This window comes from Pseudomonas sp. P9_31 (genome assembly GCF_034008235.1).
GTDB lineage: Bacteria > Pseudomonadota > Gammaproteobacteria > Pseudomonadales > Pseudomonadaceae > Aquipseudomonas.
On the sequence record NZ_CP125375.1, the window covers coordinates 3,044,009 to 3,068,848 of the forward strand.

A 24,840-nucleotide genomic window follows, 5' to 3' on the forward strand; every position below is an offset into this window, starting at 1 on the left:
AAAGGCTATCACGCGGGCGGGTAAAGAATGATGACGAATTTGCAGGCGAGGTGGACGCAAGATCAAAAGATCGCAGGCTTCGCCAGCGCCTACAGGGTGTTCAACGATCCAATGTGGGTGGGTGTTGTCTCGAAGAATGAACGACATCCCAATGCAGGAGCTGGCGAAGGCTGCGATCTTTTCCGATCACGCCGCCACCGCCTGTTGCTGCTGGTTGAGCAGCGGCACCGCGCGCACCGAGTTGCCGGGTTGCAGTTGCAGGCGCTTAGCGGTGAGCCGGTCGACGATCAGGTTGTTGCCCACTTGCCGGGCACGGGCGGCGGTGATGCGGCAACTCTCGAGGCGGCGGTTGTGGATCAGCCATACCGGAGCCTGATCATCGGGCGTGCCGATGGTCAATACCAGCGGTTGGCTGTCACGCACGGTGCGGATTCTCGATACCGGGGCTTCGATCACCGGGCCTGCGTCGAAGATGTCGATGTAACCCTTATGGGCAAACCCCTCGGCGGCGAGGATCTTCAGCGCAGGTTCGGTGTTCGGGTGAGGTTTGCCGATCACCGCCTGGGCCTGTTCGGTGAGCAGGCAGGTGTAGAGCGGCTGGCGCGGCATCAGTTCGGCGATGAAGGCTTTGCTGCCCAGCCCCGACAGGTGATCGGCATGGCTGAAATCCATCTTGAAAAAGTGTCGGCCCAAGCTGTCCCAGAACGGTGAACAGCCCTGTTCGTCGGCGCTGCCGCGCAGTTCGGCAATGAGCTTGTCACCGAACAGGTGGGGGAATTCGGCGACGAACAGCAGGCGCCCCAACGACAGCAGTCGACCGTTACTGCCGTGACGTTGATCGTGTCGCAGAAACAACGAGCAGATTTCCGATTGCCCGGTCATTTCGTTGTTCAGGAACAAGGTGGGGATCTGACGCTGAATGCCCAGGTCTGGTGACGAGCTGACCGTCAGCCCGACCCGATAGTTGTACCAGGGCTCCCGCAGGCCGACAGCCCCCAGGAGCGCACTGACGCCGACCACTTGTTGATCGTCGTCTTCGAGTACAAACAGGTAGTCGGCATCCGCGCGCTCGACCTGTTCGGCGAAGGTCCGCTGGGTCCAGCGGACTCGATGGGCCAAGCGTTCTTCGTTGGCCGGCAGGGTGGTGAACCCGGGGCCGGCCCGTTGCACCAAATCCAGCAAGGCGGGCAGGTCGGTGACTCGAACCGGGCGGACAATCATGATGCAGCTCCTTCTTCGCGCCTGTTCGGGCGCTGTCGTTGGGCACGGGGCCGATGGCGGCTCACAGGGCGATCAACCGGATCTCAGCGGCGTCGGTCACGTTCAGGGCCGCGCACATCTCGGCGCTCAAGGTCACGGGTTGCCCGGCGTGGTAGTCCAGCTCGGCGACGATGGCGCGGTAGTCCTTCAACGAATCATTGCTCACCAGATAACTGCCGCGGGCATCGATGGCTGAGCCCGTTTGCGCCGTACCGATATGGCTCTGGGCGATGGAGCGAATGCTTGAGGTGCGGGCATACAGTGTCGGGCCGCCGTCGAACAGGTCGATGTAGCTGCCGGTCTCGAAGCCTTCGCGTTCCAGAATGTCGAAGGCCTCCTGGCCATCGGGGTGGATTCGACCGATGCAATCTTGCGCAGCCGGCGGCAGCATCGGCACGTAGATCGGGTATTGCGGCATCAGTTCGGCAAGGAATGCCCGGCTCTGCAGGCCGCAAAGCCGCTGGGCCTCGACGTACGGCAGGTCGAAGAAATGCTTGCCCAGCGCATCCCAGAACGGCGACTGCCCTTGTTCGTCGCTGTAGCCCACGATCTCGGTAATCACCGCTTCGGCAAAGCGCGTCTTGTGGGCGGCGATGAACAGCAGCCGCGCCCGGGACAGCAACTCGGAAAATGGCGTGCGTTCCAGCGCCGGGTCGATATGGAAACTGCACAGCAATGAATGGCCGCTGAGGTCGTGACACAACGACAACGCCGGCACCCCATGCTCGATGTTCAGCTCCCGTGAGGCGCTGGTGAAATGGCGGTTGCGCAAACTGTAGAACGGCTCGCTGAAACCTGCGGTGGCGAGGATTTCCGAGCAACCCGTCAGACGGCGGGTCGTCAGGTTTTCCAGCACGAAGAAATAGCTCTCCGGGCCGTGACTCTGGACGTCTTTTTCGAATGACGCGCAGGAGCCAAGAATTTTCTCGCGCAGGTGTTCGGTGTCGTCTGGCAAGGACGTGACTCCCACCAGGCTGTCACGCGCCAGTTGCTGCAACTGGGGCAGGTCGGCTAACTCGACTGGACGTAAGACCAGCATGGACATACTCCTGTATCAAAGGGTTCGGCGGCTTGCACCGAACCTGACTATCACTGTCGGTTTCCACGCATTAAATCGGCAGTCGCCTGAATTCATGTCAGACGTTGCTCTTTTTCTTGTCAGCCGTTGCTTGGGTCGGGCAGTACCGTACTGGCACCCTGTCTGTTGAGGAAGAACAGATAGACCAGGCCCAGGGCAATCCAGATCAGGCCGAGTTTCTGTGCATCGACGCCCATGTTGTACATGATGGCTGCGACGATGATGAAGCCGATGACCGGGCAGACCAGGTGACGGATCACCTGGCCGGACTTCTGCCGACGCCAGTAGTAATTGATCACGGTCAGGTGCAGCAGCATGAAGCCGCTCAGGGCGCCGAAGTTCACCAGAGAGGTGAGGGTGTCCACCGAATTGATGAACAGGTAGCAGATCACCAGCGACAGCACCGCCACCAGATAAATGCTCAAGTACGGCGTGTTGTGTGTCGGGTGTACCTTGGCCAGCACTTTCGGCAGTTTGCCGTCCCGGGCCATGCCGAATAGCAGACGCGAAACCGCGGCTTGCGAGGTGATAGCGACCGCCACGCCCCAGGCCAGCGCGGTGGCCACGGCGGTCAGGGTTGCCAGCCAACTGCCAGCGGCGATTTCGGCGATTTCATAGAACGCGGTGTCGGCGGACTTGAAGCCCAGGCCGGCGGCCAGGTCGGTGGCAATCCAGGTCTGCACGACGAAAATCACGCCCATCACCAGTAGCGTGATCAGCGCAGCCTTGCCGACGCTGCGGCCGGGATCGCCCTTGATCTCTTCGGCGAGGGTGGAAATTGCATCGAAACCGAGGAACGACAGCACCGCGATCGACACCGCTTGCATCAGCAAGGCGAAGTTGAACGTCTCGGGGTTGTACAGCGGCGCCAGGGTCAGTTGACCGTTGCCGCCGCCGCTGTGCAGGGCATTCCAGGCATAGAACAGGAAGATCCCCAGTACCACCAGTTGCGCCAGTAGAAAAACGATGTTCATCCGCGCGGTGAAGGTGATGCCCCGCAGGTTGACGAAAGTGGCGCTGACCAGAAAGGCCAGGATGAAGCCGACTTTCGGGATGTCCGGGTAGAGGTGATTCAGCGCCATCGCCGCGTACACGTAGAGCAGCGGCGGAATCAACAGGTAGTCGAGCAGCATCAGCCAGCCGGCGATAAACCCGACATGGGGGTTGAGGCCGCGTTGTGCGTAGGAGTACACGGAGCCCGCAATCGGAAAGGCCCGGGCCATGCTGCCGTAACTGAGGGCCGTGAACAGCATCGCCACCATGCCGATGATGTAGGCCAGCGGCACCATCCCCGGTGCTTCGGCGTTGACGTAGCCATAAACACCGAACGGCGCGATGGGGATCATGAAGATCATCCCGTACACCACCAGGTCCGTCAGCGACAGGCTACGTTTCAACTCTTGCTTGTAACCGAATTCTTCAATTTCCATGAAGCCCTTCTCCTTGATATGAAAGCAGCTGCACGCTGCAAGTTTGAAGCTGTTTCTATAGCAGCGGTGCCAGATAGCCGGTCCAGCGACCGACGTCTTCGGGCGTGCGCAGCAGATCGTTGCGCACCTCGATCAGCACCGAGTCCAATCCTCGGGCGTCACCGTGAACCGGCACGGTCATGTCACCCCGCGGATCGACTTTGTACGGCTGATTACCGACGACTTTCAATGGATGTCGACTCAGCCCCTCGATCACTCGCTGGGCGTACTCCCTGGCCTGCCCGTACAACACGCCGACTTCCATCGGCCGTGGCTGGCCGAAATAAATTGGCGTGAAACTGTGAATCCCCACCACTCGTACCGGCCGACCGTGCGCCACACGGGCGTCGATCAAGGTTTGCAGGCGTGCATGAAACGGCTTGAACAGGCAGTGCCGGCGGTACTCGCGGGTGGTCTCGTCCAGATTCCGATTGCCCGGCACCTGATAAATCTCACTCTGCAACGGAATGCTGTCCGGCGCATGGCGCGGGCGGTTGAGGTCGACCAGCAGCCGTGAATAATTGGCCGCCAACAGGGTCGCGCCCAGTGCTTCGGCCAAACGCTCGGCCAACGCCAGGGCGCCGATGTCCCAGGCGATGTGTTCGCGGGCGGCCTCATCGCTCAGGCCCAGGTCATTTAACTCGGCCGGGATAAAACGACTGGCGTGTTCACACACCAGAATCAGCGGGTGCACGGAGGCTTCCCGGCTCAGGGTGTACGCAGGCTGGGTGTAGAGGCCCCGTTCGGCGGATTCAGTACAGGCGCGCATAGTGCTCGCAGAGGTTGGCGGGCGAGAGCTTTTCCGTCAGCGTCAGTTCCTCGGTTTTCAGGGCGAAGTAAGTGTCCAGCAAGGCGCTTGGCAGGGCTTCGATCAACGCTTCGCTGTGGCGCAGGCAATCCAGGGCCTGGGACAAGGAAGCGGGCAGGGCGACGATGCCGCGGGCCTGGCGTTGCTCTTCGTTCAGCGAGTCAGGGATTTCATCGGTGATCGCGTTCAAGGCCAGGCGCTGCTCGATACCCAGGCGCCCGGCGATCAGCAACACGGCCATGGCCAGGTGCGGCGAGGCCGTGGCGTCCATGGCGCGAAATTCCAGGTTGTATTGCGCCGCCACGGCTTTGTCGCCCAGGCTCACCGTCGGGCAGATCCGCAGCGCCGCTTCGCGGTTGCGTTGGCCGAGGCAGGCGTAGGAAGCGCTCCAGTGATGGGGCCGCAAGCGTTCGTAGGAAACCGGTGTCGGCGCGGTAAAGGCGCAGAGCGCCGGCAAGTAATGCAGAACACCGGCGGCCCAATGCTGGCCGAGGGTCGACAGGCCGTTGGTGGTGCCGGCGTCATACATCACCGATTGGCCGGCCAGGTCCTGCAGGCTCATGTGCAGATGCACGCCATTGCATACGGCATGCTCGGACGTCTTGGGGGCGAAACTCAGGTCCAGGCCCATTTGCCGGGCGATCTCACGGGTGATCTCACGCACGTTCACCGCGCGGTCGGCGGCGGCGACGCCGAGGGCCGGGCGGCAGGTGATTTCGTACTGGTGTTTGCCGTATTCCGGCAGGAACATTTCCGGCTCCACACCGCCGGCACGCAGTGCACTGAGCAGCCAGCCGCCGAATTCGGCACCCTGGCGCTGGGCCTGCAGGGAAAATGCCAGGTGCTCCGCCGCGCCGCTGCCGAGGTTGAATTCATGTTCGAACGCGGCGTTGACCTGTAAGCCCAACTCGTCGTGATAACGTTCCACTTCGTTGCGCAACAGCGTACGCGGGCAGGTGCCCCACGGGCGGCCATCGGTTTTACGAATGTCGCCGTGAATGAAGTCCAGCGCCGGGGCATTGGTGTCCGGGCCGTTGTTGACGGTCACGCGACTGCTCAAGTCGGGAATCAACCGTAAATCCCCATAAGCGCCCCATGGGTTGCCGGAGGCGATGATGTCTTGTGGGGTCAGGGCGCTGTTGGCCGGCACCCAGCCGCAGCCGGCCACTTGATAGGCATCGAGTTCGTCGGTGGGAAAGGAGCGGCCGCGTGTCACGCCGATCAGGTCGGTGGTGACGATCGTGGTCATGGGCAGCGGCGACAGGCGTTCATTCATGGCTGCATCTCCTGCAACCGGCTGAGCACGGTCTGGGTGTCAGTGATCCAGCAGTAACCCTTGATGGCGTTCAGGCAGGCGTGATGCCGTTGTTCGGTGTAGGTGGCGCAGGCGTCTTCGACCAGCGTCACCAGATAGCCACGGTCGGCGGCGTCGCGCACGGCCATGTCGACGCATTGGTCGGTAACGATGCCGGCGATGATCAGATGGCGGGTTTCCAGGTTGCGCAGCACATAGTCGATGCTGGTGGAGTTGAACACTCCGGAAGAGGTCTTGGGCAGCACGATTTCGTTTTCGAGCGGCGTCAGGTCATCGATGATCTGCGCTTGCGGGCTGCCCTTGGGCAGGTGCATGTCCGAGAGTTTGTGATCCAGCGAGCGGTCGCGGCCATCGGCGGTGAGGCTTTCGATGAGCGTGTGCAACACGTTTTGCCGGGCGCCGCGAAAGGCACTGAGCAGCCTGCGTTGATTGGGCACTACCTGCATGTGGGCGCGGGTCAGAAAGTAGTCGGCATCTGGCGCGTTGAGGTGCGGGTCGAACTGCGGTTCGAGCCAGGCACGCTGCATGTCCACCAGCAACAGCGCGGTGTGGTCGGCGGTAAACGGCAAGTCTCGGGGTGAGTGGTGGGGGAGTGCGAACATCCTTATTTTTCCTCCAGCAGATGGGTGTCGAAATCGGCCCGCAGGGCGTCGATGCCTTCCAGGCGATCGGCCAGATCGGGGCTACGCAGGGCCAGGCAGGCAATCAGCGCTTCAACCTGGGCCAGCGCCGGCACCATCGAGTCGAAGGCCGACGCCGACTCTACCGGTGCGCTGATGATCAGGTCGGCTATTTCCCGTAGCGGTGATGCATAGATGTCGGTGAACAGCACGATTCGCGCATGTCGGCTCTTCGCGGCATTGGCGACCCGCAGGGCCTGGGACTGGTAGCGGCGGTAGTCGAACACCAGCACCACGTCCTGGCGTTGCAAGTCGAACAAGCGGTCCGGCAATTGTGCGTTGTCTTCCAGGGCGAAACAGCCGGGCCGCAGCAGGCGCAGATGGTTGAGCAAGCAGTGGGCGAGGAAACTGCTGAAGCGGCCGCCGAAGCAATGGATCTGATGGCGGCTGTCGAGCAGCCACTCGACCAGAATTCGTACATCTTCGGGTTGGGTCAGCGCCTGGGTGTCTGCCAGTGCCCGATGGCTGTGCGCCAGATAGTGGCTCCAGGGGTCGTCTTTCTTGAGATGGGCGCGAGGTTGCAACAGGGTACTGGGGGAGCGCAGGCGGTGGTCCATGTCACTGAGCAAGGCTTCCTGAAAGTCGGCGTAACCGCTGAAGCCAAGCTTTTTTACCAGCCGCACGATGGTCGGGTCGCTGACACCGGCGTGTTCGGCCAGACGTGACATCGGGCCCAGTCCGTTACGCGGATACTGGTCCAGCAAGGCTCGTATGACTTTGCGTTCCGATGGCGTGAAGTCCAGGCCGGGATCGGTGATCAGGTCTCTGAGAGGGGGCATCCGGGCTCCTGCTGGATGAGTGTGTCGATTTTATTTCATAAATCGCTAAAACAGTATTTATGTAACGTGCGCTACATGTCTAGCGAATTTTTGTGTGGATTCTCAAAGCACTGAAATGGAGCGAAACCCCTGTGTATATTGGGCTACGCGGATATCGACTGACCTTGTAGGACATTGCCCATAGTCGTGTGAGATATCGACCCTGCCAGTCAGTTAAGTGAAGACCAAGCCCCCTCGCCACAGGTTCTGCACTTGGCACGTACTTTTCAAACTGACTGGCATTAGGCTGCGAGCCTGATCGGCCGGTGGAAACGAAACGCGCCGGGTGGCGCTTCTTACGGCACAATGAGTCGGTTACTGGCGGCCTCGTGCCGCTTTTTCTTTCCATCGACAGAGTGATCTTCCGTGCAGGCGACCCGCTTGACCCTGATTTGCCACGCTCGAACCGTCGCACAGAAACTGGCGCGTTTTCCTACGAATGAACCCGTGGAAATGGATTGGCAATCGGCGAAGGGCTCGCGCTGCAGGCAGTTCAAGCGAGCGCCACGTTTACTCTGCGGCCCGGAACTGCGGACCCGGCAAACCGCTGAGCTGTATGGCGACAGCGTGGAAATTGTCACGGCGCTGGAGGAGTGCGATTTCGGACGCTGGAAAGGCACGTCGATCGACGACCTGCAACAATCCGAGCCCGCGACGCTCCAGGCCTGGCTCGATGACCCGGCCTCGGCGCCCCACGGTGGAGAATCGGTGGTGCAACTCGGTGAGCGTGTGGCTGCGTGGTTGAAGACCCTTGAGGCGACACCGGGGCATATCGTTGCCGTCACCCATCCGTTTGTCATTCGCGCTGCGCTGATGCAGGTGTTGCAGGGCGCGGCGTTCAACCAGATCGACGTCGAGCCGTTGTCGGCCATCGAGTTGCGGTTCAACGGTCGCTGGCGGCTACGCTTGTTGGGCTCTGACCCTGAAGGAGCGCTTTGATGAAAAAACTGTTGGTTATCGGTGTCGGCGCCGGCAACCCCGACTACATCACGATGCAGGCGGTGAAGGCACTGAACCGGGTCGACGTGTTTTTTCTCATGGACAAGGGCCAGAGCAAAGACAAACTGATCGAGCTGCGGCGCGAGATCTGCGAGCGCTATATCACCGATCGTGACTACCGCTTTGTCGAAGCCCATAGCCCTGAGCGCGAGCGCGGGGATGTGGACTACAACGCCAGCGTCGAAGACCTGAACCGCGCCAAGCAGCAGACCTTCGAGCGGCTGATCAACGAGGAAATGACCGACGACCAGTGCGCCGGTTTTCTGGTGTGGGGCGATCCGGCGTTGTACGACAGCACCCTTCGGATCCTGCAGGCGATTCTGGCGTCAGGTCGTTGTGTGTTCGAGTTCGAGGTGATCCCAGGTATTACCAGCGTGCAGGCGTTGGCGGCGCAGCATAAGGTGTCGCTCAATCGCATCGGTCACTCGATTGAAATCACCACCGGCCGGCGGTTGGCGGCCGGGCAGGTGAGCGATGCCGACAGTGTGGTGGTGATGCTGGATGCGCAAGATGCCTACCATCAGGTGGCCGATCAAGAGACGGAGATTTACTGGGGGGCTTACCTGGGAACACCGGATGAAATCCTGATCCACGGCAAACTCAAAGACGTGGCAGATGAGATTGAGCGGGTGCGCAAGGCGGCGCGGCTGGCGAACGGGTGGATCATGGATACCTACCTGTTGCGCAAGCCTTGAACGCCGCAACGTGATGGTCAGTGCTCTTTGGCTTTCCTGATCCTGATCAAAATGAACAGCAGGATACACAGCGCGAGCGGGGTCATGGCCAGCATGGCGTCTCTGGCGGAAATGTCCGCGCCCATGGTGTGCAGACCCGAGTAGAACAGCTTGAACAGGCTCAACAAGTAATAGGTGATGGCGATAATCGACAGGCCTTCGACAGCGCGCTGGATTTTGATTTGAGTATCGGCGCGGGCGTTCAGGCTCTTCAGGATTTCCGAGTTCTGCTCTTCCATTTCGACCTGTACCCGGGCCTGCAGCAGGTCCCCGAGGTTGGCCACGCTTTTGGAGATGAAACACGTGGGCGGGCTCGTTGAAATACAGAGAAGGGCGTGCGTGCAACTCGTTGTGCAGGGGCAGTCTTTGCGGATGCATGCTATCGATGCCATGTTGGAGTTGTTTGTTCTTGGGACTGGGTGCCCAATTCCCGAGTCACAAACAAACCCCGACCATCGACCAATGCCAGTCAGTCAAGCGCAACTCATGTGGGCGGGCTCCTTAAGGCAATGCGGATGTAGGGCCCGAGCCCGGCACGGGATGCACAGCACCGTTGTGAACTATTCTTTTCAAGTGGCCCCTTCAGGAATTGATTTGAATCGAGGCCTACGATTGCCGATGGGCGGTGAGCGGCGTCGAGGACTAACCTGTCTGGAGACAGATCATGAGCCAGTATCAACGCTTATTACTGATCATCAACCCGCTCCTGCGTCATTCTCCTGCGATCAATCAGGCCGCTGCCGTGGCCAAGGCCAGCGGGGCGAGCTTGCACATTGCCGCGCTGATTCCGTCGTTGGACATTCTGTCGTTGCTTGAAGAAGGCGACCGGAAAATGGCTCGGGCAAGCTATCTGCAGGAACACCGCGACTGGCTCAAGGAGCAGGCGCAAAAGATGCAGGGCAGGGGGATCAAGGTCACCACCGAAGTCGCCTGGGCCGACAATATGCGCCAGGACATTCTTGATCACGTCACGGAAATGCAACCCGATCTGTTGATCAAGCAAGTGCAGCATGAGCCCGTGCTCAAGCGCGCGTTCTTTACGCCGCTGGACTGGCGTTTGTTGCGCCATTGTCCGGTGCCGGTTTATCTGGTCGGTGCCGAAAGCCATGCCCTGCCGCAGAAGGTGGTGGCCGCGGTTGATGTGACAGATACAGAGCCTTCGAACAGCGAGCTCAATGACCGGATCATCCTGCAGGCTTCCAGCCTTGCGATGCAGTGCAATGCCGAGTTGCATCTGCTGTACGCGTGTGACATTTCGGCCGCTTTTCTGGCGGATATAGGCGGTGGTCTGCCGCTGGCGGAGCTGACCAGGGAGTTGCGCAGCGACCTGGAAACGTCATTTCTGAAGCTGGCCGCCCGGTTCGGTGTGCCCCCTGAGTATCGGCATTTCATCATGGGGCAACCTGTCTCGGTGCTGAGTGAGTTCGCCCACGAGCATCAGGTGGATGTGGTGGTGATGGGCAGAGCTCAGTACAGCGGCCTGGAGAGGCTTCTCGGCAGCACGACGGAACATATTCTGTATCAGGTGCCTTGCAGCGTTCTGGCGGTGTAGTCGCGAGCACCCTTGCCAACGTTGGCTAGCCCGTTTTTGGGGCCCCGCCTCAGGGAAGTTGTCAGATGAATCATAGTCCTTCATTGCAAACCATCTTGCATGACCGGGTTGATGCCGGCCGAAGCCTGGTGGAGCCGTTGCGTAAATACGCTAAAAGAGCCGATGTCATCGTCCTGGCCTTACCCCGTGGCGGCGTCCCGGTCGCCTATGAAGTGGCCACGGCCCTGGAGGTTCGCCTGGACCTGATGCTGGTCCGCAAGCTGGGGGTGCCGTCCCACCAGGAGTTCGCCATGGGCGCCATTGCCAGCGGTGGCATACAGATCGTCAATGACGATGCGCTGCGGGCCAACGGTATCGATCAGCGCACGCTCGATGGCGTGGTTGTGCGGGAAACGCAGGAATTGTTGCGTCGCGAGCTCGTATACCGGGCCTCGCGCATGCCTGTGGCACTCAAGGATCAGGTGGTGATCCTGATCGATGATGGCCTGGCCACAGGGGCCACGATGATGGCCGCGATACAGTCCGTGCGCCTGCAAGCGCCGTCGCGCATTGTCGTTGCCGTGCCGGTGGCACCGCTTGAGACGGCAGAGGCGCTGCGTGACGAGGTGGACGAACTGATTTGCCCGCTCATCCCCGATTGGCTGATCTCGATCGGCCATTGGTACACCGACTTTACTCAGACGTCGGACGAAGAGGTCATCGATCTTTTGCGTCGGGCCTGGCAGAGAGAATCAGCGATGAAATGAGGCAAACTGCTGGCCCCCAGATCTGTGCTTCGTTGTCAAACTCGCTTTCTTTTCAGAAGGTTAGGCATTGGCGATATGCGGACTTTGGTGTGGATGGCTGCAACGTTTGTCCTGGTGGCTTTCTCGCTTGGGGCTCAGGCAAAGGAACTGAGCAAGAACTCTCGCTATATTTGCAGCTGGGGCGCGGAAATAGCCGAGGGCGCGCAAGCCTCGAAGCTTTCCGGGCTTACGCTTTACGGGGCACGCAGAAAACTGCAATCGCGCAAATTTCCCCGGCCGTGGATGCGCATGACAGCCATGGGGATCACGGAACAAACCTACAACAGCTCTTCGCGTCTCAAGCCGGCCGGCATCAAGCAAACGTATTACGAGCAATGCATCAACCATGAATTGGCGCAACGGTAGTCCGCCACCGCTCTGCATGTGCACCGAGCGCGGGTTGTAGGCGCTGCCGCAGGCTGCGATCTTTTGACTTTGGTGCCTGTTCAGGTAACGAGTCGCCCGTTGGAAAGATCAAAAGATCGCAGCCTGCGGCAGCTCCTACGGGATATTCGCAGTCGACCACGAGGTGGAGCAGGCCTTGGTCTTGCACTCGACGGCGCCGTTCGCCTATGGTTTCGACGCGAAGGACGGCTTCTTGAAGCCGCTGCAGGTCGTGACATCAATTTTTTGTTTCGGAGCCCATGATGAGTGCTGTTTCCCCTGCGGTCATTGATGACCTGGCGCCCGATGGTGTGCTGCGTGCGGCGATCAATTTCGGCAATCCGGTGCTGGCGCAGCAGGGTCGGGACGGAACTCCCCAAGGCGTCTCGGTGGCGTTGGCAACGGCTCTGGCGCAAGAGCTGGGCGTGCGTCTGGAAATGATCACGTTCGATGCCGCCGGCAAGGTGTTTGCCGCGCTGGAGGAGGGCGCATGGAACATCGCGTTCCTCGCCATCGAGCCGGTGCGTGAACAACAGATCGCGTTCAGCGAGCCTTACGTGATCATCGAAGGCACCTACCTGGTGGCGGCCGATTCGGCTTATACGGCGGTCGATGATCTGGATCGGCAAGGATTGCGCCTGGCGGTCGGCAAGGGCGCGGCCTACGACCTGTTCCTGACCCGTACCTTGAAACAGGCGCAACTGGAGCGGGCAGAAACGTCCGCCGCCGCCGTCGACCTGTTCTTCGACAAAGGCCTGGATGCGGCGGCGGGTGTGCGCCAACCGCTGGAAAAGGTCGCTGCCGCTGATCCACGTTACCGGGTCCTCGAAGGCGCCTTTACCGCCATACGCCAGGCGATGGCCGTACCCCGCAAGCGTGAAGCGGGGGCGGCCTATGTGACGGCTTTCGTCGAGCGCAAGAAGGCCGAAGGATTTGTCCACGCCGCCTTGCTCGAGAGCGGGCAGGCCGATGTCACGGTGGCGCCATAGGTTGGCGGCTTGGATGTCCGGATGTCACAGGCTGTTATCTGGACGCCGGCGTGAACTCAACGCGGGTCATGGGGGGGCCGAGGGCTGGCGGAACCGCTGCGCGATGTCATCCGCAAACGGATAGAGCGAAAACCAGGGCCTGGCTTCGTCGATCACTCGCTGGAATGACGGTCGCTGTATCAACCGGTCGAAATAGGCGCTCAAGTGCTGGTAGTCGTCGGGGAACGGCAATAGCGTGCAGGCATAGAAAAGTGCCGGGGCCGCGGCGCAGTCGGCCAGGCTGAAGTCCGGGCTGGCCACCCAGATTCGGGACGCCATCCGGCGCTCGAGCATTCTGTACGCCGTTTCTAGCGTGGCCCGTTCTCTGGTCAAATCACCGTTGGTCGCGTGTAGTCGATCGCTGACAATCCGTTGGATCGGTGTTTGTAGATAATGGTCGAAAAAGCGGTCCCATAACCGCACCTCCAACGCGGTCTCCCAATCGTCCGGAAGCAGGCGCTGTTCACCTGGATACAGTCGATCCAGGTACTCGATGATGATGCTGGACTCCGGCAGATCACGTTGTCGAGCAGGGTCGCGAATAACCGGGAATTTTCCGATTGGCCACAGAGCCTGAAGCTCTGCGCTGTCGGCAGCGTCTGCGAGATCGATGATTCTTCTTTCGAAGTCGGTCCCGTTTTCGTAGAGCGCGATGAGCACTTTATGGCAGTACGACGCCAGCGGATGGTAGTAAAGCGTCAGCGACATTTTTCAAGGCCTCGTTGGACGTGAGGGGCGGGCCGCACAAAGCTGTAAGCCCTGAGATGAAAAAGGCGGGGGGCAATTAACAATCATAGGCGGATGTCGGTAGAGCGTCTGGGCCGTCACTTTCAAGCGTGCGTGCTTGTACGCGGAAAAATCCCTGCTTAACTGAGAACCACTGGTCGGTTAGTGACTTATTGGTCATGGCGCTCATCTCAGCGCCCTTGTACCGTTGTTGGTTCGTGCTGTCAGGCTTGACCGGAGGACGCCGGGTAGCCGATCACGCTGTGTGCCTGATCCAATTTGTTCAAGGAATAGAATGAAATGATGCTGAAGACTGCCATCGTCGAGATTGGTAAGAAGTACAAGGTTTATACCGAGCACTATCTCAACACCGCCGCTGACAAGACCATCATTCTGGTCAATGGCTCGTTGGCAACGACCGCATCCTTCGCGCAAACGGTGCGCTACCTGCGGCCACGCTTCAATGTGGTCCTCTACGATCAGCCCTACGCCGGTCAGTCGAAACAACACAACCTGCATGACCAGCCGATCCGCAAGGAAGACGAGGCTGAAATACTGCTGGAGTTGATCGAGCATTTTTGTGCACAGCATGTGCTGTCCTTTTCCTGGGGCGGGGCGGCGACCCTGGTGGCACTGGCTCAGCGGCCGCGCCGAATCGAAAAGGCAGTGATCAGTTCATTCGCCGCGCGGATCAACACGCCGATGCGTGATTATCTGGAGAGCGGCCGGGACTTTCTCCAGGCGTACGATCGTCGCAATGTCGGGCGTTTGATCAACAGCACGATCGGCAAGCACCTGCCGTCACTGTTCAAGCGTTTCAATGAACGCCATGTCATCAGCCTGGACGAACACGAATACCGGCAAATGCATTTTCACGTCAATGAGGTGCTGACCCAGGACACTCACTGCTACGTTTCCTGTGCCGACGCCATCGAAATCCCGCTGCTGTTTATCAACGGCGAACGGGATGAGTACACCTCGGTGGAAGATGCCCGTCTTTTTGCAGCTCATTCCCGTCAGGCCCAGTTTCAGACCATCAAGAACGCCGGGCATTTCCTCGATATGGAACACCCGACGGCCTGGCATGACACCCAGCAAGCCTTGCTGGGCTTTCTGCAGCCGGCCTCCAAGGCGCCGAGCCAGCCCCGTGACTTGGCTTTCAGTAGCAAATCGTCAGTGATTCCGCCTCTTCGGTCAGCTAGCTGGGTGCGGCTTTAACTGGCGCAGCAACTCGATCTGATCCGCCGGGACCCGCGTGCGCAGGGCTTTATACAGTGCGCGGGTTTCAAGCAGGTTCCAGACCCGCAGCATGGTTTCCAGGGCGTCCAGTGGCTTGCTGATGAAGTCCTTGGCGCCGAGCGCCAGTGCGCGCAGGCGGGTATCTCGGGTGGCGTCGGCGGTGAGCACGAGGATCGGCAGGTATTCGCCGGCCGGGATGCGCCGGTTGAGCTGTTCAAGTACGGCGAAGCCGTCGAACTCCGGCATGTGCAGGTCGAGAATGACCAGGTCAGGCTCGAAGCCGTTGAACAGGTCCAGAGTTCGCAGTGGCTGGGTGCTGCTCAGTACGTTGCTCAGCCCCTCGCGGACAAGCAGCTGCTCCATCAAATCGAGATTGGGCCGTTGGTCGTCGATGATCAGAATGCGCAGGTCGGTGTTCACACGGGCTCCGGTAGGTGCTGGTCAAGATGGGCGAGGAATGAAGGAATGTGAATCGGCTTGGTCAGCACCGCGGTCGCTCCCGCCTCGAGCAAGGCCAGGTGAGTGAGGTCGCTGGCATCGGCGGTGATCATCAGCACTGGAATGGCGCGGGTGATGGAGAACTGACGCAAGCGTTGCAGAACGTTGAAACCATCCAGGTCCGGGAGTGCCACGTCCAGCAAAATCAGTTGCGGTGCATGTTGACGGGCCAGGTCCAGGCCCATTTGCCCTTGCATGCTTGAGAGTAACTGGATGTGCGGTCGCCGTTGCAACAGGGTTTCGATCAGGGCCAGGCTCGACAGATTGTCTTCGATGCACAGCACTTTGCCCTGGTAATCGGGGGCGGCGCGGGCGGAAGTGGCCGTAGGGGCGCTGATTCGTGCAGTCGCGGGCTCAGTGGCTGGCTGCAGGCGCACGAAGGGCAGCTCCAGGGTGAAACTGGAGCCTTCGCCGGGCCGGCTTTTGACCGTCAGGCTACCGTTCATCATTTCCACCAGACTCTTGCTCAAGGCCAGGCCCAGACCGGTGCCTTCCACGTTTGGATCGGACTCCAGGCGCTCGAACGGTTTGAACAGTTGATCCTGTCGATCTGCCGCAATGCCCTTGCCGGTATCGCAGACCGACACGGCAATTCGTTGTTGAAGAACCTTGACCTCAATGTGCACCCGACCCTGGGGCCGGTTGTATTTGATGGCGTTGGACAATAGGTTGAGCAACACCTGAACCAGGCGTTGCCGATCGGCGACGATCCCGCTGTCGGCGGTCAGCATCGGCAGTTCACCCAGATGGACGCCGGCGTCGCAGGCCATGGGGGAAACCAGCGTCAGGGCTTCTTGCAGCACCACCGCCAGGGGCACGGATTCAACATTCAGTGGCAGGCGCCCGGCCTCGATCTTGGCGATGTCCAGCACTTCGTTGATCAGGGTCAGCAGGTGTTTTCCGGCCCGCAGGATGTGACCGATCTGCGCTCGTTGCCCCTTGGGTGAATCCATGTCCAGCAGTTGCGCGAAGCCGAGAATGGAGTTGAGGGGGGTACGCAGTTCGTGACTCATGCGCGACAGAAACTCGCTTTTGGCGCGGCTGGCGCGCTCCGCCTCTTCCCGTGCGGTGCTCAGCGCGATCTCGGCCGCACGGCGGTCGGTGATGTCGCGGGTAATCTTGGAGAATCCACGCAAGGCACCACTGCTGTCGTATTGCGCGGTAATCACCACGCTGGCCCAGAAGCGGCTGCCATCCTTGCGGCAACGCCAGGCCTCTTCCATGTAATGGCCATTGCGAGTGGCCTCGCGCAGCGCCATGTCGGGATGCTGCGGGCACTCTTGCGGCAGATAAAACATCGAGAAATGCTGGCCGACGATCTCCTGTTCCGTATAGCCCTTGATCCGTTGGGCGCCCGCATTCCAGCTGGTCACGAAACCTTGTGTATCGAGGGCGAAAATACCGTAGTCCTTCACCCCGTCGATGATCAACCGCAAGCGTTCTTCATTGTCGCGTATTGCCCGTTCACGTTCGGCCAGCAACAGCCCGGCTTCGACCAGACGCGTACCCAATTGACCAATTTCATCGTTCTCCGGAGGTTGTGGCAGCAACGGCTGACCGAGTGCCAGCCGTTGTGCGTTACCCTGAACCTGCTGCACCCGGGCGACGATGCCCTTGGACAGAAACAGCACCGCCACAATGGCACCAAACAGCCCGCAAACGGCAGCCAGCAGGGTGGAGAACAACAGGCGTTGTCGAGTGGAGGCCGCTGCTGCGGTGCGTTCGGCCAGCAGGGTGTCCTCGAGGGTGCGCATGGCGCTGATGCGTTCGCGTAACTCGTCGAGGATGTGCTTGTTGCTGATCAGGATGGTGGTGATCGACTCAGGAGTTGCGTTGCGATCATCCAGCAGTTCTACCAGGCCCTCGACCTTGGTTTCGATCAGCGGCGTGATCGCTTCCAGATGCTTGCGCACCCGCTCATCGCGAACGTTGCTGTCCAGTCGCTGCAAGGCCGATTCGATCAAGGGTCTGGCTTGCCGATAACCCGGCAGGAAATCCTCGCGGCGCGTCAGCAGATAGCCGCGCACGCTGGCGGCGGCCTCGGCGAGCAAGGTATGTACGGTCTGGATATCGCCCTGTACCAGCAGCACGCGGCGCACGTCTTCCTCCGCGCGAGCCGTCTGGCGCTCGGTGGTGTAGATCAGCACCAGCGAGAGCAACAGAATAACCAACGGCAGGGAAATCACCACGAGGGCTTTGCCGCGTAACGCCAGATCGGCCCAGCGGCGGGCATTTGACGCTTTCATGACTGGGTCACCAGGCCCAGAGCAATGCCACGCACAGCGGCCTGGGTGCGGTCGGCGGCGCCGAGTTTGCCAATGACCCGTTCCACGTGGGCTTTGGCCGTGCCGGTGGTGATGCCGAGTTCTTCGCCGATTTCACGGTTGCTCATGCCGTTGGCCACCAACCCCAGTACCTGGCGCTCCCGCGGGGTCAGGGCATCGAAGGCCACGCCGCTGGCATTGCGTTCGGTCATGCGGCGCAGCAATTGGGCACTGACTGAGCTGTTGAGGGCTTGCTCGCCGGCGGCGACACGTTGCAACGCGTCGATCACCTCGAGGCGGCTGGCATCCTTGAGCAGATAGCCCACGGCGCCGGCGAGCATGGCGGCTTCAAGGTGGTCGGGGCTGTCGTCCATGGTGAACATCATCACTTTCAGGGCCGGCAGGCGCTCTTGAAGCATGCGTGCCGCGCCCAGCCCGTTGAGCACCGGCATGCGGATGTCGAGGATGACGATGTCGGGTAAAAGACGCTCACACAGGTCCAGCGCTTCCTGGCCATTGCAGGCCTGGCCGACCACTTCGAATTGCGTCAGGCCGGCCAGCAACGAGACAAAGCCGGTGCGCGTGACTTCATGATCGTCCGCGACCACCAGTCGTATAACGTGAGTCATTGAGGGGTTCCATTCAGGCCAGAAGGGACGGTGGCGCGCAGTTGCGTTCCGCCGTGCGCATGGCTGATGCAGGTGAAATCACCGCCCAGCAGGCTCGCGCGTTCCTGCATCGCGGCAAGCCCCAGGTGCTGGGCGCCGCAGGTGTCGAGGGGTTGTTCCATGGCAAAGCCCTGGCCGTTATCGTCCACCCGCAGCGAGGCCTGGCCTTCGTGCAGCTCCAGCGCCAGCACGACGTGGCTGGCCTGCGCGTGTTTGAGAATGTTGTTGATACCTTCCTGGGCAATCCTGAACAGGGCGATCTCCACCTGGCTGGGCAAGCGTGCTTCGCAACGCGCATTCCAGCTGACTTTGATCCCGGCTTCGCGCAGGCGATCGGCCTCTTTGTCGACCGCCTTCAGCAAGCCAAAATCGTCGAGCACCGTCGGGCGCAGGCCGCTGATCAATTGCCGGCCTTCACCCACGCAATGTTGGGCCAAAGCAAGAATCGTTTGTAAGTCCGCGTCGAGTTCGTCGGGCAGTGGCGGGCAGCGGCCGGCAAAACCTTGCAGGCGCTGATGCAGCCCGGCAAGGGTTTGTGCCAGGCCGTCGTGCAGGTCGTAGGCCATGCGTTTGCGTTCGTCTTCCTGTGCTCTGAACAGCCTGTGGACCAGATCGGACATGGTGCGTTCGCGCGCCACCAGTGCGTCCAGCAAGCGCTTGTTTTCCAGGTGCGCGGCCAGCAGGGTGGCGAGTAATTGCAGGGATTCGAGGTCTTCGGTGTCCGGTGCACTGATGCTGACGCTGTTGGCCAGCACCAGCGCACCGAAGGCCGTGCCATCACCACCGCGCAAAGGCACCCGCAGCACATTGGGCAGGACCGCGCTCGGCTGCTCCTGCCATTGCGGGGCGCTCATCGCGGTATCGGCGAGGCGCGCGAGACTGTCTAAACGCTCGCGGCTGCCTTGACTGGCGGTGGTCCTGACTTGCGCATCCACGTCCCATTCCAGCAGCAGCGCGTGGTCCATCGCCAGGAAGGCACAGGCCCGTTGCAGCACGCGTTGACGCATGGCCTCGGGAGCCAGTTGGGTCAGTTCCTGGCCGGTATCCACCAGCAGCCGCAGCCGCGCGGCGCGACTTTGCGACTGCCGATACTGGGTACGAATGGCCAAGGCGCTACCGGGGTCATGATCAGGGTTTTGCATGGGCAGGTTCCGGCGCGGGCACGCCCGTTCGGGCAGGGGCGTCATTAAACCTTGTTAACGGGGCAGGGCGCTATCTGCCGAATGGCATAGGCAAATGGCTCCGGTTGGCCGATGGCGGGCGGCGTTCCGGACGGCACAGTGAGCCCATCGACCACCATTGGAATAGCGCAATGACATTCAAGACCTCAACCATCGCCCTGTTGTTCGCCCTGACCGCCCCGCTGGTTCAGGCATTGGAAGCGGTGCCTTACGTTTACAGCAGCGTGGCGCAGCAACCCACCAACGTGAAGGATCGTGAAATCGCCGCCCTGTTTGACCATTGGAACAGCGCGTTGAAGAGCGGCAATGTTCAGAGCGTGGTCGACCTGTATGCGCCGAACGCCGTGCTGCAACCGACGGTTTCCAATCAGGTGCGCACCACGCCGGCACAGATCAAGGACTACTTCGATCACTTCATGGCGCTCAAGCCGGTGGGCCAGATCAACTTCCGTGAGATCCGCCCATTGGGCGCCAACGTGGCCATGGACAGTGGCGTCTACACCTTTACGTTGACCGAAGCCGATGGCAAGACTCGTCAGGTGCAGGCGCGCTACACCTTTGTCTATGAGCAGGTGGGCGGTCAGTGGAAGATTCTCAACCACCACTCTTCGGCGATGCCGCAAACGCAGGTGTTGCACGCCGGGAAATAAAAAGAGGATGTGCAAGACTGACGGAGCCCAATGCCAGTCAGTTAAGCACAAGCCCGCACAGGTTCCGCATCACCGACACGGCCCACTTTGAAGTGGGCCGTGTGCGTTGTGCTCAGTTCAACGCCAGGTCGTCCTCAGGCTGCTGACCGCGGGCCTGCGCCGCGCGTTGCAACCGGCTGGCAATCAGAGTGTTCTTCAGCAGATAGGCAATGGTCATCGGCCCGACGCCACCGGGCACCGGGGTGATCGCACGGGCGACGGTACGGGCGCTGGCGTAGTCGACATCGCCCACCAGACGGTTGCCGGACTCGTCGGTAATTCGGTTAATGCCAACATCGATCACCACCGCGCCGGGCTTGAGCCAACTGGCGTCGATCAACTCGGGCTGCCCCACCGCCGCGACCACGATATCCGCCAACCGACACAACGCCGGGGCATCGACACTGCGCGAGTGCACCACGCTGACCGAACAGTTGGCCTGCAATAGCAAGGTCGCCATCGGCTTGCCGACAATGTTCGAACGACCGATGACCACCGCGTGCAAGCCGCTCAAGTCAGTACCGCAGGTTTCGTACAACAGGCGCATACAGCCGCTGGGCGTGCACGGGGTCAGAACCTCGATGCCTTGCACCAGCCCACCGACGTTTTCCCGATGAAAACCGTCCACGTCCTTGATCGGGTCGATGGCATGAATCACTGCCTGCTCATCGATAGCGGCGGGCAAGGGCAGTTGCACCAGGATGCCGTTCACCGCGGGATCGGCATTGAGTTGTGCAATCAGTTCCAGGACCTGGGCCTGGCTGGCGGTTTCCGGCAGGCGGTATTCAAGGGAGCGGATGCCGACTTCCTTGGCGCGCAGCAGTTTATTGCGTACATACACGTGGCTGGCCGGGTCGTCGCCGACCAACAGGACCGCCAAGGCGGGATAGATCTGCTGGCCGGCCAGGGCCAGAACCTCTTCCCGGACCTCGTCGAGAACCTGGGCAGAGATGGCTTTGCCGTCGATATCGCGGGCAAATGCGGGGGTGCTGCTGATCAAAAGAGCCACCGTTGTCTTGATTGAAAGGAATGAAGTGATCATCAAGGCGTCTTCTTGCGCCGATAATCCATCAGAGACATGCAGGCAAGGGGCTCAGGCTACCAGTTGAGGGCAGGCCAATACCACCGCAACACCGCAAGACAAGACAGGCAGGGGATCGTGGGCAATCTGTAGGAGCTGGCGAGGCCGCGTTCGATTTGTAGCGGCTGGCGTAGCCTGCGTTCGGCTGCGTTCGGCTGCGCAGCAGTCGCAAAATCAGGCACTGGCGGCCGTCGGGCACAAAGAGTGCATTAGGCAAAAGGCGTCCTTATCCACCGAGATACATGCACTTTTATGAAGCTCATCGCACATGGCTTGCACTATGCCAAGGCAAAAACCGAATCGTCTTTATCCCCGATGGCCTTGAAGGGAAATCACGCTGAACCCCGATAAATCCTCACTGAAACAGCGTTTCTAAAGCGCTCGATCCACAGCTGGCACAAACGCTGCATTACATCGTTCAAGGTCCACGCAGTGGGCCGCCCCGTCGATCAACGAAGATCGACCGGCCGAGCAGGTCGTGGGCAACATCGGTGGATCAGGCGAAGGCGCCAGGTCGAACACCGCGAAGAACAGGCAAAGACGCCTGAAACCGAGAGGTTTCAGGCGTTTTTTTTTGCTTTTTTAACCGTGATTGGCTTTGGCTGGGTGCTTACTATGAATTCCAATGTTGCCGCATTGAACAAACTGCAAACGCTGATCGTGATCGGCAATGGCATGGTCGGACATCATTGTGTCGAGCAGCTCATCGAGCGCGGCGCCCTCGACCATTACCACCTGCATGTCTTCAGCGAAGAGCCGATGCGTGCCTACGACCGTGTGCATCTGTCCGAGTATTTCAGCGGTCGCGATGCCGAGTCGCTGGCCCTGGGCGAAGCCTCCCTGTACCAGACGCCGGGCGTCACCCTTCATCTGGGCGTGCCGGTGCTGGAAATCGACCGAGCGCGACGCCAGGTGATCACCGCACAAGGTTGCGTCGCTTACGACAAACTGGTGCTGGCCACCGGTTCTTATCCGTTTGTGCCGCCTATTGAAGGTGCAGAAGGCGACTCGCGCCTGGTGTATCGCACCCTTGAAGACCTCGACGCGATTCGTGCCGCGGCAGCCAATGCCCGGCGTGGCGTGGTGGTCGGCGGTGGCCTGCTCGGCCTGGAAGCCGCCAATGCCCTGAAAAGCCTGGGCCTGGAAGCCCACGTGGTGGAGTTCGCCCCGCGCCTGATGCCAGTGCAATTGGACGAGCAGGGTGGCTTGGCGCTGAAGGCGCAAATCGAGCGGCTCGGCGTAGGTGTGCACCTGTCCCGTGGCACGCAGTCGATCAGTGCCGGCGAGCAGTACCGCTACCGGATGAACTTTGCCAACGACGAATTTCTCGAAGCCGACCTGATCGTGTTCTCCGCCGGCATCCGCGCGCAAGACGCGCTGGCCCGCCAATGCGCGCTGGACATCGGTCCGCGTGGCGGCGTGGTGATTGATGACCAATGCTTGACCTGCGATCCGAATATCTACGCCATCGGCGAGTGTGCCGCCTGGAATGGCAGCCTTTTCGGTCTGGTCGCTCCCGGTTACCAGATGGCCCGTGGCGTCGCCTCGCTGCTGTGCAATCAAGTGGCGGAGCCGTTCCAGGGTGCCGACATGTCGACCAAGCTCAAACTGCTCGGCGTCGATGTCGGCTCCATCGGTGATGCTCACGCCCACACGCCGGGTGCACGCAGCTATCAGTTTATCGATGAAGCCACGGCCAGCTACCGTCGCCTGGTGGTGGATGCTGACAGCAAGCGCGTGCTCGGCGCGGTACTGGTCGGCGACAACAGCTATTACGACACCCTGCTGCAATACATGCAGAACGGCATTGCCTTGCCGTCGGAACCGGCCAGCCTGATTCTGCCATCGTCCGCCGGGGCGCCAACCCTGGGCCCGGGCGCGTTGCCCGAGTCGGCAACAGTGTGTTCGTGCCATAACGTCACCAAGGGCTCGATCTGCTCGGCCATCGACGGCGGCTGCACCGACCTGGGCCTGCTCAAATCGCAAACCAAGGCCTGCACCGGTTGCGGCGGTTGCGCCGGGCTGCTCAAGCAAGTGTTCGAGCACGAACTGATTGCCCGTGGCGTCAGTGTCGACAAGAGCCTGTGCGAACACTTCGCCTACACCCGTCAGGAGCTTTATGCGCTGGTGCGGGTAGAAGGGGTGATCACCTTCGAAGAGCTGCTGGCCAAGCATGGTCGTGGTCACACCGGTTGCGACGTGTGCAAACCGGCGGTGGGCTCGATCCTCGCCTCGTGCTGGAACCAGCCGATCATGGACGCTTCGCTGGTGCCGTTGCAGGACACCAACGACACTTTCATGGCCAACATGCAGAAAAACGGCACCTATTCAGTGGTGCCGCGCATCGCTGGCGGTGAGATCACGGCCGACAAACTGATCGCGATCGGCGTGGTCGCGAAGAAATACGACCTCTACACCAAAATCACCGGCGGCCAGCGGATCGACCTGTTCGGCGCGCAGTTGCATCAGTTGCCGGACATCTGGTCCGAGCTGATCGAGGCCGGTTTCGAAACCGGGCACGCCTACGGCAAATCGACTCGCACTGTGAAGTCTTGCGTGGGCAGCACCTGGTGCCGTTACGGCGTGCAGGACAGCGTGAAGATGGCCCTGACCCTCGAGGATCGCTACAAAGGCCTGCGTTCGCCGCACAAGCTCAAGTTCGCGGTTTCTGGCTGCACCCGTGAATGTGCCGAGGCGCAGAGCAAGGACGTGGGCGTGATCGCCACCGAGAACGGCTGGAACCTCTATGTGGCCGGTAACGGCGGCATGCGCCCGCGTCATGCCGAGCTGTTCGCCACCGACCTGGACGATGAAACCCTGATCCGTTACATCGACCGGTTCCTGATGTTCTACATCCGCACCGCCGACAAATTGCAGCGTACTTCCGTGTGGCGCGAAAGCCTGGAGGGTGGCCTGGATTACCTCAAGGACGTGGTTATCAACGACAGCCTGGGCCTCGGCGCAGAACTCGAATCGCAGATGCAACTGGTGGTCAACCGCTACGAATGCGAATGGGCCAATGCCCTCAAAGACCCGGAAAAACTCAAGCGCTTCCGCACCTTCGTCAACGATCAACGTCCTGACCCGGACATCCATTTTGTTCAGGAGCGCGGTCAGCGCCGGCCGATCATGGCCGCCGAACTCAACCTTATCCCTGTCACCGAGGAGAATGCCTGATGAGCCAGCCCACTACCCAGCGTGTCGATGCCCTTGCCACCGCGGCCAATGCCCAAGCCTGGCAGGCGGTGTGCAGCCAGCAGGATCTGGTCAGCAACTCCGGTGTCGTCGTCTGGCTCGACGGCGCCCAGGTGGCGCTGTTCTATCTGCCGCAGGCTGAAGGTCGGACCCTCTACGCCATCGACAATCATGATCCGCAATCCGGCGCGAACGTTATCGGCCGTGGATTGATCGGCAGCCTCAAGGGCGATCTGGTGGTGGCGTCGCCGATCTACAAGCAGCATTTTCGTCTTGAAGACGGCAGTTGCCTGGAGTACCCGGAGCAGCGCCTGCGGGTCTGGCCGGTGCGCCTGAATGCCGGGGTCGTGGAAGTCGCGGCGGCTTGAGCACCGCCCTGAACCGTATCG

Annotated in this window: 23 protein-coding genes and 1 pseudogene; 10 read left to right on the plus strand and 14 right to left on the minus strand. The window is 60.8% G+C overall.

The features are described 5' to 3' along the window. Positions 1–186 precede the first annotated feature (186 nt). The 7 genes from astA to QMK51_RS13375 all read right to left on the minus strand — a co-directional run bounded on the left by astA (position 187) and on the right by QMK51_RS13375 (position 7,389). Positions 187–1,221 carry an arginine N-succinyltransferase gene (gene astA / locus QMK51_RS13345; RefSeq protein WP_320394369.1) on the minus strand — a complete coding sequence of 345 codons (1,035 nt, stop codon included), beginning with the start codon at positions 1,219–1,221 and terminating at the stop codon, positions 187–189. Between the two features lie 61 nt (positions 1,222–1,282). Next, positions 1,283–2,299, minus strand: a complete 1,017-nt coding sequence (locus tag QMK51_RS13350) for an arginine N-succinyltransferase (protein ID WP_320394370.1) — start codon at positions 2,297–2,299, stop codon at positions 1,283–1,285. A gap of 119 nt (positions 2,300–2,418) precedes the next feature. Continuing rightward, a complete protein-coding gene (locus QMK51_RS13355; protein WP_258700417.1) occupies positions 2,419–3,768 on the minus strand; it encodes an APC family permease in 1,350 nt (449 codons plus the stop codon). 55 nt (positions 3,769–3,823) lie between these two features. Beyond that, positions 3,824–4,576 carry an N-formylglutamate amidohydrolase gene (locus tag QMK51_RS13360; RefSeq protein ID WP_320394371.1) on the minus strand — a complete coding sequence of 251 codons (753 nt, stop codon included), beginning with the start codon at positions 4,574–4,576 and terminating at the stop codon, positions 3,824–3,826. After that, positions 4,560–5,891 (minus strand): glutamine synthetase family protein, encoded by a 1,332-nt coding sequence (locus tag QMK51_RS13365; RefSeq protein ID WP_320394372.1) that lies wholly within the window; start codon positions 5,889–5,891, stop codon positions 4,560–4,562. Before QMK51_RS13365 ends, QMK51_RS13360 begins: the two co-directional genes overlap by 17 nt. Further along, the gene (locus QMK51_RS13370) at positions 5,888–6,532 is read right to left on the minus strand and encodes an isochorismatase family cysteine hydrolase (protein WP_258700420.1); all 645 of its coding nucleotides are present in this window, start codon (positions 6,530–6,532) and stop codon (positions 5,888–5,890) included. Before QMK51_RS13370 ends, QMK51_RS13365 begins: the two co-directional genes overlap by 4 nt. 2 nt (positions 6,533–6,534) lie before the next feature. Continuing rightward, positions 6,535–7,389 carry a MurR/RpiR family transcriptional regulator gene (locus QMK51_RS13375; RefSeq protein WP_320394373.1) on the minus strand — a complete coding sequence of 285 codons (855 nt, stop codon included), beginning with the start codon at positions 7,387–7,389 and terminating at the stop codon, positions 6,535–6,537. Between the two features lie 405 nt (positions 7,390–7,794). On the opposite strand from QMK51_RS13375, the gene QMK51_RS13380 reads away from it, so the two are divergent. Both QMK51_RS13380 and cobF read left to right on the plus strand, forming a co-directional pair. Beyond that, a complete protein-coding gene (locus QMK51_RS13380; RefSeq protein WP_320394374.1) occupies positions 7,795–8,367 on the plus strand; it encodes a histidine phosphatase family protein in 573 nt (190 codons plus the stop codon). Then, positions 8,367–9,122, plus strand: coding sequence for a precorrin-6A synthase (deacetylating) (gene cobF / locus QMK51_RS13385; protein WP_320394375.1), 756 nt, complete (start codon positions 8,367–8,369; stop codon positions 9,120–9,122). Before QMK51_RS13380 ends, cobF begins: the two co-directional genes overlap by 1 nt. A gap of 17 nt (positions 9,123–9,139) precedes the next feature. Here cobF and QMK51_RS13390 read toward each other — a convergent pair. Next, positions 9,140–9,451: pseudogene (locus QMK51_RS13390) on the minus strand (DUF3422 family protein); the annotation flags it as partial. A 374-nt stretch (positions 9,452–9,825) separates the two neighbouring features. Between QMK51_RS13390 and QMK51_RS13395 the strand changes: the two are divergent. From QMK51_RS13395 to QMK51_RS13410, 4 genes are all read left to right on the plus strand, one after another. Then, the gene (locus QMK51_RS13395) at positions 9,826–10,713 is read left to right on the plus strand and encodes a universal stress protein (protein ID WP_320394376.1); all 888 of its coding nucleotides are present in this window, start codon (positions 9,826–9,828) and stop codon (positions 10,711–10,713) included. Positions 10,714–10,778: 65 nt separating this feature from the next. After that, positions 10,779–11,459, plus strand: a complete 681-nt coding sequence (locus QMK51_RS13400) for a phosphoribosyltransferase (RefSeq protein WP_320394377.1) — start codon at positions 10,779–10,781, stop codon at positions 11,457–11,459. 75 nt (positions 11,460–11,534) lie between these two features. After that, on the plus strand, positions 11,535–11,864 hold the full coding sequence (locus QMK51_RS13405) for a hypothetical protein (protein WP_258700426.1): 330 nt from the start codon (positions 11,535–11,537) through the stop codon (positions 11,862–11,864). Between the two features lie 281 nt (positions 11,865–12,145). Continuing rightward, positions 12,146–12,871: a transporter substrate-binding domain-containing protein gene (locus tag QMK51_RS13410; RefSeq protein ID WP_320394378.1), complete on the plus strand. Its 726-nt coding sequence runs from the start codon at positions 12,146–12,148 to the stop codon at positions 12,869–12,871. 66 nt (positions 12,872–12,937) lie between these two features. Here QMK51_RS13410 and QMK51_RS13415 read toward each other — a convergent pair whose 3' ends face one another. Beyond that, positions 12,938–13,618 (minus strand): glutathione S-transferase family protein, encoded by a 681-nt coding sequence (locus QMK51_RS13415; protein ID WP_320394379.1) that lies wholly within the window; start codon positions 13,616–13,618, stop codon positions 12,938–12,940. 318 nt (positions 13,619–13,936) lie between these two features. Between QMK51_RS13415 and QMK51_RS13420 the strand changes: the two genes are divergently transcribed. Beyond that, positions 13,937–14,854 carry an alpha/beta hydrolase gene (locus QMK51_RS13420; protein ID WP_320394380.1) on the plus strand — a complete coding sequence of 306 codons (918 nt, stop codon included), beginning with the start codon at positions 13,937–13,939 and terminating at the stop codon, positions 14,852–14,854. On the opposite strand, the gene QMK51_RS13425 is transcribed toward QMK51_RS13420, so the two are convergent. The 4 genes from QMK51_RS13425 to QMK51_RS13440 are packed head-to-tail and all read right to left on the minus strand — an operon-like array spanning position 14,831 to position 19,447. After that, positions 14,831–15,295 carry a response regulator gene (locus QMK51_RS13425; protein WP_258700430.1) on the minus strand — a complete coding sequence of 155 codons (465 nt, stop codon included), beginning with the start codon at positions 15,293–15,295 and terminating at the stop codon, positions 14,831–14,833. The genes QMK51_RS13420 and QMK51_RS13425 overlap by 24 nt on opposite strands. Continuing rightward, the gene (locus QMK51_RS13430; RefSeq protein ID WP_320394381.1) at positions 15,292–17,619 is read right to left on the minus strand and encodes an ATP-binding protein; all 2,328 of its coding nucleotides are present in this window, start codon (positions 17,617–17,619) and stop codon (positions 15,292–15,294) included. The genes QMK51_RS13425 and QMK51_RS13430 overlap by 4 nt, the downstream gene beginning before the upstream one ends. After that, a complete protein-coding gene (locus tag QMK51_RS13435) occupies positions 17,616–18,266 on the minus strand; it encodes a response regulator transcription factor (protein ID WP_320394382.1) in 651 nt (216 codons plus the stop codon). Before QMK51_RS13435 ends, QMK51_RS13430 begins: the two co-directional genes overlap by 4 nt. Further along, entirely contained in the window at positions 18,263–19,447 is a 1,185-nt protein-coding gene (locus QMK51_RS13440; protein WP_320394383.1) for a sensor histidine kinase, read from the minus strand. The genes QMK51_RS13435 and QMK51_RS13440 overlap by 4 nt, the downstream gene beginning before the upstream one ends. A 170-nt stretch (positions 19,448–19,617) precedes the next feature. On the opposite strand from QMK51_RS13440, the gene QMK51_RS13445 reads away from it, so the two are divergent. Beyond that, the gene (locus tag QMK51_RS13445) at positions 19,618–20,136 is read left to right on the plus strand and encodes an SgcJ/EcaC family oxidoreductase (RefSeq protein ID WP_258700434.1); all 519 of its coding nucleotides are present in this window, start codon (positions 19,618–19,620) and stop codon (positions 20,134–20,136) included. A gap of 112 nt (positions 20,137–20,248) precedes the next feature. Here QMK51_RS13445 and QMK51_RS13450 read toward each other — a convergent pair whose 3' ends face one another. Beyond that, a complete protein-coding gene (locus QMK51_RS13450) occupies positions 20,249–21,217 on the minus strand; it encodes a bifunctional methylenetetrahydrofolate dehydrogenase/methenyltetrahydrofolate cyclohydrolase FolD (RefSeq protein WP_320394384.1) in 969 nt (322 codons plus the stop codon). Between the two features lie 654 nt (positions 21,218–21,871). Between QMK51_RS13450 and nirB the strand changes: the two genes are divergently transcribed. Together nirB and nirD are read left to right on the plus strand one after the other, a co-directional pair. Further along, positions 21,872–24,433 carry a nitrite reductase large subunit NirB gene (nirB, locus tag QMK51_RS13455; RefSeq protein ID WP_320394385.1) on the plus strand — a complete coding sequence of 854 codons (2,562 nt, stop codon included), beginning with the start codon at positions 21,872–21,874 and terminating at the stop codon, positions 24,431–24,433. Beyond that, on the plus strand, positions 24,433–24,819 hold the full coding sequence (gene nirD, locus QMK51_RS13460) for a nitrite reductase small subunit NirD (protein ID WP_320394386.1): 387 nt from the start codon (positions 24,433–24,435) through the stop codon (positions 24,817–24,819). Before nirB ends, nirD begins: the two co-directional genes overlap by 1 nt. The last annotated feature ends 21 nt before the right edge of the window (positions 24,820–24,840 follow it).

What these genes read in the sequence shown, in the direction of transcription:
- astA (WP_320394369.1), bottom strand. Translation starts at nt 1,221, where the DNA reads ATGATTGTCCGCCCGGTTCGAGTCACCGACCTGCCCGCCTTGCTGGAT.
- QMK51_RS13350 (WP_320394370.1), bottom strand. Translation starts at nt 2,299, where the DNA reads ATGCTGGTCTTACGTCCAGTCGAGTTAGCCGACCTGCCCCAGTTGCAG.
- QMK51_RS13355 (WP_258700417.1), bottom strand. Translation starts at nt 3,768, where the DNA reads ATGGAAATTGAAGAATTCGGTTACAAGCAAGAGTTGAAACGTAGCCTG.
- QMK51_RS13360 (WP_320394371.1), bottom strand. Translation starts at nt 4,576, where the DNA reads ATGCGCGCCTGTACTGAATCCGCCGAACGGGGCCTCTACACCCAGCCT.
- QMK51_RS13365 (WP_320394372.1), bottom strand. Translation starts at nt 5,891, where the DNA reads ATGAATGAACGCCTGTCGCCGCTGCCCATGACCACGATCGTCACCACC.
- QMK51_RS13370 (WP_258700420.1), bottom strand. Translation starts at nt 6,532, where the DNA reads ATGTTCGCACTCCCCCACCACTCACCCCGAGACTTGCCGTTTACCGCC.
- QMK51_RS13375 (WP_320394373.1), bottom strand. Translation starts at nt 7,389, where the DNA reads ATGCCCCCTCTCAGAGACCTGATCACCGATCCCGGCCTGGACTTCACG.
- cobF (WP_320394375.1), top strand. Translation starts at nt 8,367, where the DNA reads ATGAAAAAACTGTTGGTTATCGGTGTCGGCGCCGGCAACCCCGACTAC.
- QMK51_RS13395 (WP_320394376.1), top strand. Translation starts at nt 9,826, where the DNA reads ATGAGCCAGTATCAACGCTTATTACTGATCATCAACCCGCTCCTGCGT.
- QMK51_RS13400 (WP_320394377.1), top strand. Translation starts at nt 10,779, where the DNA reads ATGAATCATAGTCCTTCATTGCAAACCATCTTGCATGACCGGGTTGAT.
- QMK51_RS13405 (WP_258700426.1), top strand. Translation starts at nt 11,535, where the DNA reads ATGCGGACTTTGGTGTGGATGGCTGCAACGTTTGTCCTGGTGGCTTTC.
- QMK51_RS13410 (WP_320394378.1), top strand. Translation starts at nt 12,146, where the DNA reads ATGAGTGCTGTTTCCCCTGCGGTCATTGATGACCTGGCGCCCGATGGT.
- QMK51_RS13415 (WP_320394379.1), bottom strand. Translation starts at nt 13,618, where the DNA reads ATGTCGCTGACGCTTTACTACCATCCGCTGGCGTCGTACTGCCATAAA.
- QMK51_RS13420 (WP_320394380.1), top strand. Translation starts at nt 13,937, where the DNA reads ATGATGCTGAAGACTGCCATCGTCGAGATTGGTAAGAAGTACAAGGTT.
- QMK51_RS13430 (WP_320394381.1), bottom strand. Translation starts at nt 17,619, where the DNA reads ATGAAAGCGTCAAATGCCCGCCGCTGGGCCGATCTGGCGTTACGCGGC.
- QMK51_RS13435 (WP_320394382.1), bottom strand. Translation starts at nt 18,266, where the DNA reads ATGACTCACGTTATACGACTGGTGGTCGCGGACGATCATGAAGTCACG.
- QMK51_RS13440 (WP_320394383.1), bottom strand. Translation starts at nt 19,447, where the DNA reads ATGCAAAACCCTGATCATGACCCCGGTAGCGCCTTGGCCATTCGTACC.
- QMK51_RS13445 (WP_258700434.1), top strand. Translation starts at nt 19,618, where the DNA reads ATGACATTCAAGACCTCAACCATCGCCCTGTTGTTCGCCCTGACCGCC.
- QMK51_RS13450 (WP_320394384.1), bottom strand. Translation starts at nt 21,217, where the DNA reads ATGATCACTTCATTCCTTTCAATCAAGACAACGGTGGCTCTTTTGATC.
- nirB (WP_320394385.1), top strand. Translation starts at nt 21,872, where the DNA reads ATGAATTCCAATGTTGCCGCATTGAACAAACTGCAAACGCTGATCGTG.
- nirD (WP_320394386.1), top strand. Translation starts at nt 24,433, where the DNA reads ATGAGCCAGCCCACTACCCAGCGTGTCGATGCCCTTGCCACCGCGGCC.